The sequence below is a fragment of the Hyphobacterium indicum genome, from assembly GCF_003129605.1.
Classification (GTDB): Bacteria; Pseudomonadota; Alphaproteobacteria; order Caulobacterales; family Maricaulaceae; genus Hyphobacterium; species Hyphobacterium indicum.
Map to the genome: position 1 here is coordinate 742,570 of NZ_QBDX01000004.1, position 15,296 is coordinate 757,865.

Genomic DNA, 15,296 nt, shown 5'->3' on the forward strand with positions numbered 1-15,296 from the left:
ATTTAGCTGCCCATCAGATGGGCCAGACCGCCATGCGCCAGAGAGCCGCCCAGAAAGCCGTTGATAGCGACGGCTGCTGCGGCACCAAATAGCAGTACAGTCAGACTCATCACCGCGACCGGCTGGCCGCTGCGGTGCTTCCACTCCGCCGCGCCGGCCACAGCAAAGAGACCGACAGTCAGGCTGGTTCCCAGCCAGCGATGTATGGACATGATGCCGTCTTCGGTTGAAGCGATAGGCCCGGCATGCGCCCAGCCCAGCAAGCCTGCAGCCAGTCCGCCGAAGGCTGCCGTCCAGACCAGGAAACGCACGATGTCGGCATATCCGGCACGGCCTGTCATCAAACCCAGTGCCTGAGCCAGAGCGGCCGCCAGGACAAGAGCAATGGGGAAGTGGACCGCAACTGAATGCAGAGCTCCTGCCTTTGCGATGGCGCGCTCCAGATCGGTCTGTGGACCGTTGTCGCCCCAATGCGCATGTCCACCCGTCTCTGCACCCTGGGCATGGTGGTCATCGACAGCACCGCCTTCGTCTCCGGCATGGTGATCGTTAGTCGCGCGTGCCTCCGGATCCGGACCATGATAGTCAATTGCCGTTGCGGACGCATCGTGTCCGTGCGGTGTGCTATCGCTGTCATCATATGGGACTGCATCGCCATGCTCATGGGGCGGCGAGCCCGCATCGTCATGCGACTCAACGGCGTTCGGCGGCGTATCGCTCGCGGCTTCTGATGTTTGCCCGGCTTCATCGTGCTCAGCAGGCGGATGGGCCATGGCATTTGGACTCATGAGCCCTATCGCCAGTGTCAGCGCCAGCGCGCTCAGAAATCTGCGAATGGTCAACTCATCACTCCACACTACCGGAATGGAGGATTACGCAATGACGGGTTCATTCCCTCAAACGGACGGCAGAGCCTCGTCAGCAAATGACTGCATCCGGGAACGCCACAGTACGACTTGTAATGCTGTCATTCTTGGTGCCCGGTTTCATGGGTTTCGCGCTTCTCTCGTCGACGTGACAGATAGAATTTTTCAAAGACGAAGATGGCGATTATCCCCATCGCTGAGATCACAATGATGGCCGGATCGCTCATCGCCTTCATCACAAGGAAAGCCCCCAGCGCAACGAGATCAAAAAGAATGGCGCAGATCAATACGACCGGATTGGCGCCCACATCTTCCCGCAGTCGGCGCAGAACGCCCCAGTGAATGATCACGTCCATGACGAGATAGAAAATCGCCCCCATGGAGGCAATGCGGCCAAGATCAAAGAACGCGGCCAGGGTGCCCGCCGCGACAACGGTGTAGACAAGCGTGTGCGTTTGAATGTTACCAGGCATGCCAAAATGCTTGTGCGGAACAAGCTTCATGTCTGTCAGCATGGCGATCATGCGCGAGACCGCGAAAATGCTCGCAATCACCCCGGATGCCGTCGCGATGATGGCAATGATGACGGTGAACCAGATGCCAGCTTCGCCAAAAGCAGGCCGAGCAGCTTCGGCGAGAGAATAGTCTCGCGCTTGTACGATTTCACTGATCGAGAGTGTCGACCCCACCGCGAAAGCAACAAGCATGTAGACGACAAGGCAGATCGCCAGGGAGATCATGATCGCGCGGCCAACATTCCGGTTCGGGTTCTTCACTTCACCGCCGCTGTTGGTGATTGTGGTGAATCCCTTGAAGGCAAGAATAGCCAGCGCGACTCCAGCCAGAAATCCCATCGCAGTCGTTTCGCCAGCGACGCCTGTATCCGCGGGTTGAAAGCTGAATCCTACTGCCCACAAGACGAGCGTCGCAAACACCAGAATCCCGCCGATCTTGGCGATGGCCGCAACTTTGGACAAGCCTCCGATGATCTGATTGCCCGCAATGTTTACGAGAAAGGCAAAGACGATCAGGCCCAGCGCCAGGATGGGGATCAGCACTTCGCTTTGTCCCACATCGAACAGCCGTAGCGTGTAGGTGGCAAAAGTCCGCGCCACGAGGCTCTCATTGATGATCATCGAGAAAGCCATAAGCAATGCCGCGCCGCCCGTAATGGTAGCCGGCCCGTAAGCCTTCTTGAGGATCATGGCGATCCCACCGGCTGAGGGATATTTGTTGGAGACCATGATGTAGGTGTAGGCGCTGAAGCCGCTGATTACGGCGGCCAGCAGAAAAGCCAACGGGAATAGCGGGCCAGACAGCTCCGCAACCTGACCTGTCAATGCGAATATTCCGGCCCCGATCATGACACCGGTACCCATCGCGACGGCTCCGGCAAGAGTCAGACTGCCTGCTTTGTATGATGCCTGCATCATTTAGCCCTTTATGGCTGTTGCATGCCGCGCGGCATGGCGCGGTAGAGCGAAATCGAACCGGTGGGGGTTGGCAATGTTCGTCCCGCGTCGACCGTCAACTCGACCTCACGCATAAGTTCGGGTAAAATGCCGTCAGCATTAGGTTGGGTGTCCGCGACACCGTCGAGCATTTGGACCGTCATGCGAAACAGAGCTCGCATGACAGGGCCCTTTTGAAATCCATAGTCGGCGATATGGATTTCGCCATTCTCGGCGAGCAGGTCGCGCATCGTAAAAAGCAATTCGCGTTTCATGGTCTCTGGCGTCTGATGAAACACCAAGCTGGAAACGATCTTGTTCGGCTTCCAGTTCAAAGGCAGAGACGATTCAGATAAAAACCCTTCCAAAAAGCGCAAGGATTGGGTTCTTGGGTCGACCTTCGCGAGAGCACGTCCCAGCGCTGCGGTGTCGGGATCAATCCCAATGATCTCCGCCTCTGGCACGAGCTTGTTTAATTCGACGGCAAGCGTCCCGGTTCCGCATCCTACATCGAGGATCCTGTCATCTGGCGACGGGTCGATCTGTTGGATCAACGCCGAACGCCACGCCGTCTCCCGCGTCAAAGCCCGGATAACCGTATCATAAATTGGCGTCAGCCAATTATATCTCAATGGCGGCGTGTATGTGCTTTTGCTGTCTGTCACAGACGCGCCCCTCGCAGCCGCAGCGAGTTCAACACAACGGAGATAGAAGACGCACTCATGGCAAAAGCCGCAAACATTGGGCTGATGAGGATGCCGAAGAACGGGAATAGCAACCCTGCCGCAACGGGCACGCCCGCCGTATTGTAGATCAAGGCAAAGAAAAGATTCTGACGGATATTGCCCATCGTTGCGCGGGCCAGCCGCCGCGCGCGGACAATGCCGTCGAGATTACCCTTCACAAGCGTGATTCCGGCGCTTTCAATGGCAACATCGGCGCCGGTGCCCATCGCGATACCGACATCGGCCTGGGCCAGCGCGGGCGCATCGTTCACGCCGTCTCCGGCCATGGCCACCTTGCAGCCCTTTGCTTGAAGGTCGCGAATGATCTCCGCTTTGTCGGCGGGAAGCACGTCAGCGCGGATTTCGTCTATGCCGAGCCTGGCTCCAATGGCCTTCGCGGTGCGCTCGTTGTCGCCCGTCGCCATAATGATCCGAAAACCGAGCTGATGCAGGGCGTCCAGCGCATCAAGCGTGGTCTCCTTGATCGGGTCAGCAACACTGACAAGACCAGCGATCAACCCATCCACGACGACAAACATGACCGTCTCGCCGTCGTCTCTACGGGCATTGGCCGTCTCGGCCAGCCTTGAGCTTTCCAGGCCCATATCCGACATCAGGCGGGCATTACCGAGCGCGACTTCGCGGCCCTCGACGACGCCGCTAACGCCCTTGCCGGTGATCGCCTCAAAATCATCAGCCTTGGCGATTGAAATGTCGCGCTCTTCGGCACCCCGTACGATGGCTTCGGCCAGCGGATGCTCTGATCCGCGCTCCAACGACGCAGCTAGACGCAAAACCTCCGTTTCGTCATGTCCGGCTTCGGGCAAAACCGCGACCAGTTTCGGCTTGCCTTCGGTCAGCGTTCCGGTCTTGTCGACGATCAGCGTATCGATTTTCTCAAACCGTTCGAGCGCTTCGGCGTTCTTGATCAAGACGCCGGCCTGGGCGCCGCGCCCCGTCGCCGTCATGATCGACATCGGCGTCGCCAGTCCCAGCGCACAGGGGCATGCAATGATCAGAACCGCCACTGCCGAAATCAGCGCATAGGAGAGCGCAGGCGTCGGGCCCCAGATCGCCCACGAAACAAAGGCAATAAGCGCAACACCGATGACCGCAGGTACAAATAATCCGGCCACCTGATCGGCATATTTCTGGATGGGAGCGCGGGACCGTTGGGCATTGGCCACCATTTCCACGATCTGGGACAGCATCGTGTCTGCGCCGATGCGCGTGGCTTCAACAATCAGGCTGCCAGTGCCGTTGATCGTCGCCCCAGTCACAGCATCGCCGGTCGTTTTTTCAACCGGCATCGGCTCGCCGGAAATCATGCTCTCGTCGACCGAAGAGCGCCCTTCAACGACCCTGCCGTCCACGGGCACTTTGTCACCAGGCCGAACTCGCAAATGGTCGCCCAACTGAACGTCTTCAAGCGGGATTTCAGCTTCTGAACCATCCGGACGAATGACGAACGCCGTCTTGGCGGACAGATCCATCAAAGCTCGAATGGCTTTGCCGGTGCCCTCGCGAGCCCGCAATTCCATCACCTGGCCCAGCAAAACCAGGACAACGATGACCGCGGCGGCCTCAAAATAGACGCCGACATGACCGTCCGCACTGCGGAAACCGTCCGGAAAAATGCCCGGCACCAATACAGCCACAACGCTGAATATCCATGCTGCAGAGACGCCCATCGCGATGAGCGAAAACATGTTGAGATTCAACGTACGAAATGAGTTCCAGCCGCGCTCAAGAAACGGCCAACCACACCAGAGGACGACGGGAGTGCCCAAAATCAGCTCGATCCAGAGTGTGGCGCGCTCGCCAAGAATCTCGCGAACACCAGGAAAGCCAATCAGCGGCCCCATGGTCAACACAAGAAGCGGTATGGTGAGGATCGTACCGATCCAGAAGCGCCGCGTGAAATCGACCAGTTCCGGATTGGGGCCATCTTCAACCATGGTGGCTGATTCCAGCTCCAGCCCCATACCACACAGCGGACATGAACCGGGGTGGGTCTGGCGGACCTCCGGATGCATCGGGCAAGTATAGACAACGCCTTGATGGCCGGCCGGAACGGTATCGTATTTTTCGTTCTTTGCCGCCACGGGCGACTCAATGTCTGTCGCGCACCCCGAATGATCCTCGGCCTTTGGCGTCTTGTGTCCAGCACTGTCGGGCAGGCCTTCACCGCCGCAGCATTCGTGTTTGTGTTTGTGTTCGCGTGCCATGATCTGCGCTCCTCGATTCAACGCCGAGAATCTGACGGTTTCGACTTTTAGGTCGCGACCCTGCACCTTCCAGCGGCTGGAAGGTCAAGGACATATTTTAGCGACGCATTCGGTCTGAACCGCATCGATTGCTCAGCTGGTTTTCTCATGCCCTGAAAGGCTGTCCATAATCGGACAATCAGGACGGTGATCACCATCACAGGCACTCACAAGTTTTGAGAGAACGCGGCGGATATCCTTCAATTCTCCGAGCTTACGATCAACATCCGCGATGTGCCGTACAGCGAGTTCGCGAACATCGGCGCTGCTACGTTCATCATCGTCATAGAGCGAAAGGAGTTGCCGACAGTCGTCGAGAGAAAACCCCAGCGACCGGGATCGCGCCAAGAATGTCAACTTGTGCAGATCGGAGTCAGAAAAGCTGCGGTAGCCATTCTCGCCTCTTGCAGGCGAGAGTAAGCCGATATCCTCATAGTAGCGGATTGTCTTCGCGGGCAAACCAGTACGTCCCGAGGCTTGTTTCATATTCATTCGACCGACCTTTCGGCATCCGGATCTGCTTGGTCGATCCGCTTGGTCCGTGTGAGCACAATTTTTTGCCAGATCAGAAAAGCTGCCGGAATGACAAGCAGGGTCAGGACGGTCGCACTGGTCATTCCACCCACCATCGGGGCTGCGATACGGCGCATGACTTCAGAGCCGGTGCCTGACCCCAACATGATCGGCAAAAGACCGGCGATTATAACGGCAACCGTCATCATGATCGGGCGAACCCTCATCAGAGCTCCCTCAACAACCGCCTCTCGCAAATCATCCAGGGTGACATCGCGGTCCTCGCCAATAGCGATTTCTCGCCGCTTGTTCAGGGCCTGTTCGAGATAAACGATCATGATCACGCCGATTTCGACCGCGACTCCAGCGAGCGCAATGAAGCCCACGCCAACCGCCACCGACATGTTGTAGCCAAGCAGATCGAGCAACCACAAACCACCGACCAGCGATAGCGGAAGCGTACCCAGGATCAAAATCACCGGAACGATACGTTTGAAGTTCAGAAAAAGCAGAAGAACAATAATGGCAAGCGTTACCGGTACAACCAGAGAAAGTCTGGCCTGCGCGCGTTGCATGAACTCGTACTGGCCTGACCAATTGATCGAATAGCCTGGCGGCAGGTCGATTTGTTCGGTCACAGCCCGTTGGGCGTCAGCGACATAGGTTCCGATATCCACGCCGGCTATGTCGATATATATCCAGCCGTTCAGGCGCGCATTCTCGCTTCTGATCACACCCGGCCCATCGGAGATGGATATGTCTGCGACGCGGCCAAGCGGGATCTCGGCGCCGGTCGGCGTGATTAGCGGCAGAGCCCGCAATTCATCCGGTGAACCGCGGTAATCGCGGGGATAACGCAGATTGACCGGATAGCGCTCAAGGCCCTCCACACTTTCGGTGATGGTCATCCCACCGATCGCCGTGCGGACGAAATCGTGGACATCGGCTATATTCAATCCAAAGCGTGCGGCTTCTGTCCGGTTCACATCGATATTGATGAAGCGGCCGCCTGTGACGCGCTCGGCATAGACCGATGCGGTGCCTGGCACATCACCGATCACATCCTCGATCTGCTGGCCGATTTCGGCAATGACATCCAGATCAGGGCCTGAAACCTTGATGCCCACGGGCGTCTTGATCCCGGTCGCCAGCATGTCGATGCGGTTGCGGATTGGCATGATCCAGACGTCGGTCAGGCTGGGTACATCAATGAGCGCATCTAGCTCAGCTCGAATGTCGTCCATGGTAATGCCAGGTCGCCATTCGTCGCGCGGTCGAAGCTGGATGGTCGTTTCGATCATCGTCAAGGGGGCTGGGTCCGTTGCCGTCTCGGCGCGGCCGGCCTTGCCATGGACGGTCAGGACTTCAGGCACAGTCATGATCAGCTGGTTGGTCTGTTGCAGAATTTCTGCGGCCTCGCTCGCTGAAACTCCCGGATAAGCACTCGGCATGTAAAGAAGATCACCCTCATCAAGATCCGGCATGAATTCACTACCCATGCGCGAATAGGGAATGACTGCGCTGGCCAGAGCAATCGCTGCGACAGCGATCATCAGCCAAGGGTGCTTGAGTACGCCGTTAATGAACGGCCTGTATCCGGCAATTAGCCCGCGATTGATCGGATTATTATGCTCTGGCGTGATCTTGCCGCGTACGAACCAACCCATGAGAACCGGCACAAGCGTGATCGATAATCCGGCCGCTGCGGCCATCGCATAGGTCTTGGTGAAGGCCAATGGATGAAAGAGCCGCCCTTCCTGAGCTTCCAACGCGAAAATTGGGACGAAACTGACTGTGATGATCAATAGCGAAAAGAAAAGCGCAGGCCCGACTTCGCTAGCAGCTTCGCTCACAATTCGCCATCGGTTCTCCGGTGTTAGCGGCTCACGCTCAATATGCTTGTGAAGGTTTTCAATCATCACAATGGCCGCATCAACCATGGCTCCGATAGCAATGGCGATTCCGCCGAGCGACATGATGTTCGCGTTGATGCCTTGCATGTACATGACAATGAAGGCCGCCAGGATTCCGACAGGCAAGCTGAACAGAACGACCAATGACGAGCGAAAGTGAAAAAGGAAAATCGCGCAGACAATGATGACGATCAAAAACTCTTCGATGAGCTTTTCTTTCAGGGAATCAATGGCGCGCTCGATTAATCCCGCCCGATTGTAGGTCACGACCACTTCGACGCCCTCTGGCAGCGAATCCTGTAACTCGTGAAGACGTTCCTCGACGCGCTCGATTGTCGCCATAGCATTCTCGCCATAGCGCATGATCACGACACCGCCGACAGCTTCACCTTCGCCATTGAGCTCACCGACACCACGTCTGAGTTCCGGGCCAACTTGTATTTCAGCGATATCAGACAACAAAACGGGCGTGCCATTGTCACTGAGGCCGACGGGGATGGCACGCAAATCGTCCTCGCCCTGAATATAGCCCGATGCGCGGACCATATATTCGGCCTCCGCCATTTCGATGACGCGTCCGCCTGTTTCTTGATTGCCGCGCTGAATCGCCATCCGAACATGGGAAAGCGGAATGCCATAGGCGCGCAAACGGTCGGGATCAGCGATGACTTGATACTGACGCACCATGCCGCCAATCGTTGCGACTTCTGAAACGCCTTCAATGGTCTGTAACTCGTAGCGCAGGAACCAGTCTTGAATGCTGCGCAATTGAGAGAGGTCATGCTGGCCTGTCCGGTCGACTAAGGCGTACTGGTAAATCCAGCCCACACCCGTCGCGTCCGGCCCTAGCGCCGGTGCAGCGCCTTCGGGAAGAGTGGGCGCGACCTGACTGAGATACTCCAGAACCCGCGATCGGGCCCAATACAGGTCAGTTCCGTCTTCAAAAATAACGTAGACATAGCTGTCATTGAAAAAAGAGTAACCGCGAACGGTCACGGCACCCGGCACAGCCAGCATGGCCGTCGTCAGCGGGTAAGTCACCTGGTCCTCGACGACCTGTGGCGTTTGGCCTGGATAGGTCGTCTTGATGATCACCTGCACATCCGAGAGGTCGGGGATCGCATCCAACGGTGTGCGTGAAAGCGACCAAATTCCCCCCGCCGTCAGGAAGCCCGCCATAAGAATAACAATGAGCCGATTGCTGATCGACCAACGGATGATAGCGGCAATCATTGGTGATCTCCATGTCCGGCATGGGGATCGATTTCTGTTTCAGCCTCGTCGGGTGGCATCTGGTGTGCGCCATGATCCATCGCATCATCTTCACGTGGGGCAATTGCGCTGATCCGCCAGTTGCTACCGTCTTGGCTCAGCGAGAAGGCGACGCGATCGCCGACCGCGATGCCGTCAAGCGACACGCCCTCAAGCGTTAAGAAGGACATGCGCATCGTTGGCCAGTCGAGCGCCTCGATCGGCTCGTGCGTAATGTCGATCATGCCGTGACCGGCCATGAGGGACTCAACCACGCCAACGCCTTCAACGGGGATGGCGCGCAAGGATGGGTCGGTCTGATGGCCTGAACCGGATATCTCGCCGGGCGGCGACATGCGAAGCATCACGCCTTGCAAGCTGGCTTCGGAATCAATGAGGAACTGGCTGGAAACGACAACCAATTCGCCAGCGGCAAGGCCCGAGAGGATTTCGACCATACCATCGGATTCCGCGCCCGTAACGACTTGGGCGGGCTGAAACCGACCCTCGCCATCTTGGATAATAACGCGCTCTGACTGGCCGGTGCGAATGACCGCTTCGCGCGGCACCATCAGGACATTGGAGCGGGGCTGCGCTTCAATCACCGCGTTGACATAGGTATCAGGACGCAAGCTCAGATCAGCATTGTCCAGACGTATTCTGACCGGGATTGTGCGGCTCTGGGCATCGACTGTAGGATAAACGTATTCGACCTCACCAATCCACTGGCGCCCGCGTTGGGCACCGGTTGTGATTCGGACCAATTGACCGGGTTCGATCTGCGCAATCCGGTCTTCAAACACATCGACAATCACCCAGACTTCCGTGAGATCGGCAATGGTCATGATGTGATCTCCAGGCCGGACAAATGCTCCCTCCCTGACGGTCAGTTCGGTCACAATGCCGGCGCGGGGCGAAAGGATGTTGGTCTGTGTCGATGGGCTGCCGCGACGGGCGAGCGCTTGTATCTGTCCTCGCGACATGCCCAGTGCCGTCAGGCGCGATGCTGACGCATCAATCAGCGCCTGTCGCCCGGTTCGGACCGCTTGAAGGTATTCGCTCTGGGCCGTTGCGATATCCGGCGCGTAGATCGAAAACAGGAGATCACCAGCCTCAACTTGATCACCAATGGCGGCAACAGGCAGGCTTTCAATCCAGCCTTCAGAACGGACGTCGACAACCGATGTCAGGTCGTCGACAAGCCGGACATAGCCAACTGCGTTCACGTTCTGTGAAAAGGTTTGTCGATGGACCCGAGCCGTACGCACGCCAATATTATTGATGACGGCGGGGTTGATTTCGACATGGCTGCCGGACCCTTCCTCGCCTTCATAGACCGGAATGAGCTCCATTCCCATGGGTGAAAGGCCTGGCTCGTCACGGCGAAAGTTCGGATCCATCGGCGCAACCCAATATAGAATGCGCGGCTCATTATTGGTGGCTGATCCGGTCGACGAACCGGCCCCCCCGCCTTCGGGGTGCAATATCAGCATGGCGCCAATGCCAGCTAGCAAACCCAATAAGAACAGCGAGACTCCAAATATCATCCAGGCCTGTTTCATTGGACATCTCCGGTAAGGTAGAGAATTCGCGACTGTGCCAACAACATGTCGACTTCAATGCGCAAAAGAGCGAGATCGGCATCGAGATGCGCAAGTTCGGACCGAACCAGTTCGGCAAAATCCGCACTTTCATTCTGATAGGCGAGGAGAACAGATTCCGCAGTTTCCCGGGCCCGCGGAAGAACTGTCTCTTCATACAGGCGTGCGCTTTCTCCCAACCGGTTCAGCTGGGCTAGTTCGCGCTCCAGGCGCTGCGCCATGTCCATGAGGGTTGCGGCGCGTTCTAGTTCAGCGGCGCGGCGAAGATCACGTGCAGAGGCGACCGTTTCATCTTGCCGATCCCGGCTGAACAGGGGCATTTGAACACTTACGCCAATGCTGGCGATATCCGACCGGCTACCCCGTAGGCCATATCCGGCTTCAACACCCCAGGCAGGCCGGTATTCCTGGAGCGCTAGATCAATACCCAGCTCACGAGCGTCTATGCGTGCATTGTGAGACCGGATCATTGGGTGACCGGCAAGACGTTCCAGTGCTGTTTCTCTCTCGGGAACCGGTGGGAGCACGGGCAGAACATCCGGTAGGGGCCGGCGCGCGACAGGCAAAGTGACAAAGCGCGATAGATCAGCGACGGCCATATCTCGGCTGCGTTCAATATCAATCAAGCGCGCTTCAAGAATGCTTTGTTCGAGATCGACCCGCGTCACATCATGGCTATTATTGCGGCCTGCCGAATAGGCCGACAACGCCACCTCTGCGAGGTCTTGGACTACGGCGAGGCGCTCACGCGTCAGGTCAGCGGATTGATCCAGATAATAAATTTCAAGCCAGGCCTCCCGGACGGACAGGGTGATCTGCCTGTCGGTCATGGCACGGCTAGCCTGCAGGGCTCTGGCTTCTGCCGAACGCTGCGCACGTGTCAGCCGTCTCGTGTCACCACGTGGAAACATCTGGCGCACACCAATACGCGCCTGTGTCATGGGTTCGCGGTTCGGATCAAGATCGGAGAGCGGCACATTGGCTATACCGGCAGAGAATACCGGATCCGGCAGGGTGTCGGCGGCAGCCCCCTGGCGTTCAAGCGCATCGGCGCGTGCATCGAAAACAGATGATGATGGCTCGCTGGCCTCCTGAGCGATCAGCACCGCTTCAGGTAGGCTGAGCGGGCGCAGCTCGTCATCGGCGACGACCGCGAAAGAGGCTGCGAGAGCCAGAATTTGCACAAGCATAGTTTTCTCCAGGCGTTATCAGGAATGGATGCCCTTGGCGGGCGATCCATCAAACGCGTGGAGGTTTTCGCGGGGCGCTGGACTCTGCGGAAAACAGAGAACGGTTTCTGGCCAATGCGTGACCTTGGAGAGTCGGTAAGGGTAACTCCTCCGCAGCAGGCACAAGAATGGTCAAAACAGGCGTGCTCGCACCTGTGGCGCAATCAGGCATTTCGCAATCTGAACAACAGGGCGGTTGTTCTTGCTTCGACGCCTCGCTCGAATGCGACCAAGTCATTTGCACAGCCGCGTCATGATCGCATTCCATCGGCATCTCGACCGATGTTGCATCGCGCGGGTTCTGATTTGCCGATGCCTCAGTGCCGACAATTGGAAGGGCCATCAAGGCAATCACCACCCACGTAAAAAAACGCGTGGGCAAGCCAATTGCCAGATTTGAAGTCAGCCGTGCCATTTGTAGGAGTTCAGCCCTATCGCTCTCGAACCGTAAGCATGAGTACGGATTACGGGCTAGAGTATATTATCCCTCATGCCGCCAGCAAATCATAAGACCGCTGAGACCGATTTGCACCGGCCTATTGCACCGATCCCATTCCCCGAAACCATATCTTATACTCGATATTATGCGCCAACTGTCGGCAATTCTGATACCAGTGGCATTTGCGCACGCAGCTTTCTTCAAGACATCAGCGCCTTGGAGTAGCTAGACGGCTTTCTCATCACAAACTCTTCGCGGCGGAACCGGTAGCGGGCCGCTTGATATAACCAGCCTAGATCTGGCGTTCGGAGCTTTGAGCCGTCCCAGGCCACAGCGAAGCGCACTCTTTATCAACTTTCTTAAGTGTATAATACGTGATACATAAAGAAGCTTATTGAGTTATGGATGATACAAATGGTTGCCCCAACGTTGAATGTAACCCCGGCTGTCAAACGGGAGCTCCGGACACTGGGCGCCGGTTTAAAAAAAGCGCGCATCTTGCGTAAATTGTCCATGGAGCTCGTTGCCAAGCGCGCGGGATCTACTCGAAGCACACTGTACCGGATCGAAAAAGGTGATCCGAATGTTCGGATAGGTGCCTACCTGTTGGTCATGCAGGCACTGGGCATTCTCAATGGCATCGGCGAGTTCAACGATGAACTCGGAGAACGCCTTGCCACTGAACAACTTCCAAAGAGAGTCCGTCAACGTGACTGATATTGAAGTCTATCTGGACGCGTTTGGCCAACAGCGTCGCGTGGGAACATTGCGTCGTCACGCAGGAGCCCGCCGAGAGCGGGTCACCTATGAGCACGACGAACTGTGGCTCAAAGCACCGGAGGCATTTCAGTTCGACCCAACTATTCCGATGGTCGCCGGCGTAATAACTCCCCCTGCAAATAGGGAAATGTTCGGGACCCTAGGCGATAGCGCTCCTGACACGTGGGGCCGAGAGCTCATGCGGCGAGCAGAGCGGAGGTCTGCCGAACGCGAGAGGCGACCTGTTCGAACCTTGCACGAAACGGATTATTTGCTCGGCGTCTCTGATTTCACCCGGTTAGGGGCATTACGGTTCAAGCTGCAAGGGCAGGAGGAATTCCTATCTCCGCAAACACGGGGCGTCCCGACAACGGTAGCGCTTGGCGATCTGCTCCAAGCGTCACAGCGCATTCTGAACGGCGAGGAGACCGACGAGGATCTGTTACTGATTTTCGCGCCCGGCTCGTCCCTGGGCGGTGCCCGCCCGAAGGCATCTGTCTTTGATCAGCATGGACGCCTTTCAATCGCGAAATTCCCGAAGGAAACGGATCAGTATTCTATATCGCGATGGGAAGCGATTGCGCTCGACATGGCGCAAGCATGTGGCATCACGACGGTTGAGCACGAGCTGCTGCCTTCCGCCCACGGTCCAATATTCGTCACGAAACGGTTCGATCGGAACGGCGATCAACGCATTCCGTTTATCAGCGCCATGGCAATGACGGAACATGAAGATGGCGACCGCGATGGCAGCTATTTAGAGATCGTTGATATCATCACAAGCCGAGGAGCCTATCCGGAGAGGGATCGTATCGAACTTTTTCGTCGGATCGCCTTCACAATACTCATCAGCAATACCGATGACCATTTGCGCAATCACGGATTTCTCTGGACCGGTCGCCAAGGCTGGCAGCTAAGTCCTTGCTACGATCTGAACCCTGTGCCGGACGGCGCACGCATCCTGAAAACGCGTATTGATTACGATGAATCCACCGCGTCTCTTCAACTTCTTCAGCAGGTCGCCGAATTCTTTCTTCGTCTCGATGACGGCAATCAGATCATTCGAGAGTGCGCAGCCGTGGTCAGCCAGTGGCGAGAGTTCGCAAATTGCCGGCAAGCACCAGCATCTGAGATCGCTCGCATGACGACGGCTTTCGAGCACGACGACCTCGCCTACGCTCGGCAGATCTAGCGGCCGAAAAGCGCGACACGGAGTATCCTCATATTGAACATTATGCGCGAAAGGCAGCGCGTTCTGATCGTAGCAGCAAGTTTGCGCTCATTTTGGTGCTGTCAGACGAAAGCGAAGTGGTCTCAGTTTTCTAGCACAAGCGTACTTTAGGAGGCCATACCACGCCATTCTTCCAGCGCGGTCTGCCGGTTCTCCTTGAACCGGTCGCGGTGATTGAGATGGCGTTCGAAATTGAAGTGATTGTGGACGGAAGAATGGACGGCGGCAAATTTCTGGAGACTTCGCATTCGTCGGAACCGGAGCATCGCCCGTTCTCGTCTTCTAAGAGGTAAGTGGCTGTTCTCGGCCCGATTATTGAGCCACCTCCCGACTTCCTGATCGTTTTCATTGCCGATAGTTTTCATTGCCGCGCGGTAGGACTTCAAGCGATCCGTCACGATGGTCTTGGGCTGGCCATAGCGCTTCATAGCTTTGCGCAGAAACTTCAATGCGGCTTGGCGATTCCGACGCTTGGTGACGAAGGCTTCAAGTACTTCGCCTTCGTGATCGACGGCCCTCCATAGGTAGTGAGTCTCGCCGTTTATCTTCACAAACAGCTCGTCCAGATGCCATTGCCACTGAGGCCAGGCACGAAGGCGATCTGCCCTCTTGCGGCGAATCTCCGCCGCAAACATCGGACCGAAACGGTTCCACCAGAACCGCACCGTCTCATGGCAAATATCAATGCCGCGCTCGTGGAGCAGATCTTCGACGTTCCGTAGCGAAAGCGGAAACCGGACATACATCATCACCGCCAGGTGGATGATCTCAGGCGATGTCTTGAAATACCGAAACGGGTTCTTGTTCATTCCGGCATTTCACCGGCAAACCGATAACGGGGCGTTTAATCTGACAGTACCAGCGATGGCGTAGAGACTACAACTTCGAGCGTCCGCACAGCGCCATCGGCTACCGAACGCCTGCGGAGGCACGAAAAGCGTCAGGGCTCACGCAGCCCGCCCTGGCGCCATGACACGGGGATCTTCCAACTCCTCGTGGCCCGAAAACGGGGTCAAGTTCAAAGGCGAACAGACTCTACTAACGAATGGCC

11 protein-coding genes and 1 pseudogene are annotated in these 15,296 nt (G+C 57.0%); 3 read left to right on the forward strand and 9 right to left on the reverse strand.

Features of this window, described 5'->3' with window-relative positions:
- Nucleotides 1-2 precede the first annotated feature (2 nt).
- The 8 genes from DBR16_RS11490 to DBR16_RS11525 all read right to left on the reverse strand — a co-directional run bounded on the left by DBR16_RS11490 (nucleotide 3) and on the right by DBR16_RS11525 (nucleotide 11,777).
- Nucleotides 3-842, reverse strand: coding sequence for a DUF2231 domain-containing protein (locus tag DBR16_RS11490; protein ID WP_109261387.1), 840 nt, complete (start codon nucleotides 840-842; stop codon nucleotides 3-5).
- A 125-nt stretch (nucleotides 843-967) separates the two neighbouring features.
- Nucleotides 968-2,299 carry an APC family permease gene (locus tag DBR16_RS11495; RefSeq protein ID WP_109261388.1) on the reverse strand — a complete coding sequence of 444 codons (1,332 nt, stop codon included), beginning with the start codon at nucleotides 2,297-2,299 and terminating at the stop codon, nucleotides 968-970.
- Nucleotides 2,300-2,307: 8 nt separating this feature from the next.
- Nucleotides 2,308-2,982, reverse strand: a complete 675-nt coding sequence (locus DBR16_RS11500) for a class I SAM-dependent methyltransferase (protein WP_161539493.1) — start codon at nucleotides 2,980-2,982, stop codon at nucleotides 2,308-2,310.
- Complete coding sequence (locus DBR16_RS11505) at nucleotides 2,979-5,270, reverse strand: copper-transporting P-type ATPase (RefSeq protein ID WP_109261390.1); 2,292 nt, start codon at nucleotides 5,268-5,270, stop codon at nucleotides 2,979-2,981. Before DBR16_RS11505 ends, DBR16_RS11500 begins: the two co-directional genes overlap by 4 nt.
- A 132-nt stretch (nucleotides 5,271-5,402) precedes the next feature.
- Nucleotides 5,403-5,801, reverse strand: a complete 399-nt coding sequence (cueR, locus tag DBR16_RS11510) for a Cu(I)-responsive transcriptional regulator (protein ID WP_109261391.1) — start codon at nucleotides 5,799-5,801, stop codon at nucleotides 5,403-5,405.
- The gene (locus tag DBR16_RS11515) at nucleotides 5,798-8,968 is read right to left on the reverse strand and encodes an efflux RND transporter permease subunit (RefSeq protein ID WP_109261392.1); all 3,171 of its coding nucleotides are present in this window, start codon (nucleotides 8,966-8,968) and stop codon (nucleotides 5,798-5,800) included. Before DBR16_RS11515 ends, cueR begins: the two co-directional genes overlap by 4 nt.
- Nucleotides 8,965-10,479: an efflux RND transporter periplasmic adaptor subunit gene (locus DBR16_RS11520; protein WP_161539494.1), complete on the reverse strand. Its 1,515-nt coding sequence runs from the start codon at nucleotides 10,477-10,479 to the stop codon at nucleotides 8,965-8,967. The genes DBR16_RS11515 and DBR16_RS11520 overlap by 4 nt, the downstream gene beginning before the upstream one ends.
- 65 nt (nucleotides 10,480-10,544) lie before the next feature.
- Nucleotides 10,545-11,777 carry a TolC family protein gene (locus DBR16_RS11525; RefSeq protein ID WP_109261394.1) on the reverse strand — a complete coding sequence of 411 codons (1,233 nt, stop codon included), beginning with the start codon at nucleotides 11,775-11,777 and terminating at the stop codon, nucleotides 10,545-10,547.
- 883 nt (nucleotides 11,778-12,660) lie between these two features.
- Between DBR16_RS11525 and DBR16_RS11530 the strand changes: the two genes are divergently transcribed.
- Both DBR16_RS11530 and DBR16_RS11535 read left to right on the forward strand, forming a co-directional pair.
- Nucleotides 12,661-12,972, forward strand: a complete 312-nt coding sequence (locus DBR16_RS11530; RefSeq protein ID WP_233347781.1) for a helix-turn-helix domain-containing protein — start codon at nucleotides 12,661-12,663, stop codon at nucleotides 12,970-12,972.
- Nucleotides 12,965-14,206 (forward strand): type II toxin-antitoxin system HipA family toxin, encoded by a 1,242-nt coding sequence (locus tag DBR16_RS11535; protein ID WP_109261395.1) that lies wholly within the window; start codon nucleotides 12,965-12,967, stop codon nucleotides 14,204-14,206. The genes DBR16_RS11530 and DBR16_RS11535 overlap by 8 nt, the downstream gene beginning before the upstream one ends.
- A gap of 146 nt (nucleotides 14,207-14,352) precedes the next feature.
- Here DBR16_RS11535 and DBR16_RS11540 read toward each other — a convergent pair whose 3' ends face one another.
- A complete protein-coding gene (locus DBR16_RS11540) occupies nucleotides 14,353-15,054 on the reverse strand; it encodes an IS6 family transposase (RefSeq protein ID WP_109261396.1) in 702 nt (233 codons plus the stop codon).
- A 53-nt stretch (nucleotides 15,055-15,107) separates the two neighbouring features.
- Here DBR16_RS11540 and DBR16_RS14215 point away from each other — a divergent pair.
- Nucleotides 15,108-15,218 (forward strand): annotated as a pseudogene (locus DBR16_RS14215) (integrase core domain-containing protein); the annotation flags it as partial.
- Nucleotides 15,219-15,296 lie beyond the last annotated feature (78 nt).

Coding starts and splice junctions, on each gene's coding strand:
- cueR (WP_109261391.1), bottom strand. CDS start 5,801: ATGAATATGAAACAAGCCTCGGGACGTACTGGTTTGCCCGCGAAGACA.
- DBR16_RS11505 (WP_109261390.1), bottom strand. CDS start 5,270: ATGGCACGCGAACACAAACACAAACACGAATGCTGCGGCGGTGAAGGC.
- DBR16_RS11540 (WP_109261396.1), bottom strand. CDS start 15,054: ATGAACAAGAACCCGTTTCGGTATTTCAAGACATCGCCTGAGATCATC.
- DBR16_RS11515 (WP_109261392.1), bottom strand. CDS start 8,968: ATGATTGCCGCTATCATCCGTTGGTCGATCAGCAATCGGCTCATTGTT.
- DBR16_RS11525 (WP_109261394.1), bottom strand. CDS start 11,777: ATGCTTGTGCAAATTCTGGCTCTCGCAGCCTCTTTCGCGGTCGTCGCC.
- DBR16_RS11520 (WP_161539494.1), bottom strand. CDS start 10,479: ATGCTGATATTGCACCCCGAAGGCGGGGGGGCCGGTTCGTCGACCGGA.
- DBR16_RS11530 (WP_233347781.1), top strand. CDS start 12,661: ATGATACAAATGGTTGCCCCAACGTTGAATGTAACCCCGGCTGTCAAA.
- DBR16_RS11495 (WP_109261388.1), bottom strand. CDS start 2,299: ATGATGCAGGCATCATACAAAGCAGGCAGTCTGACTCTTGCCGGAGCC.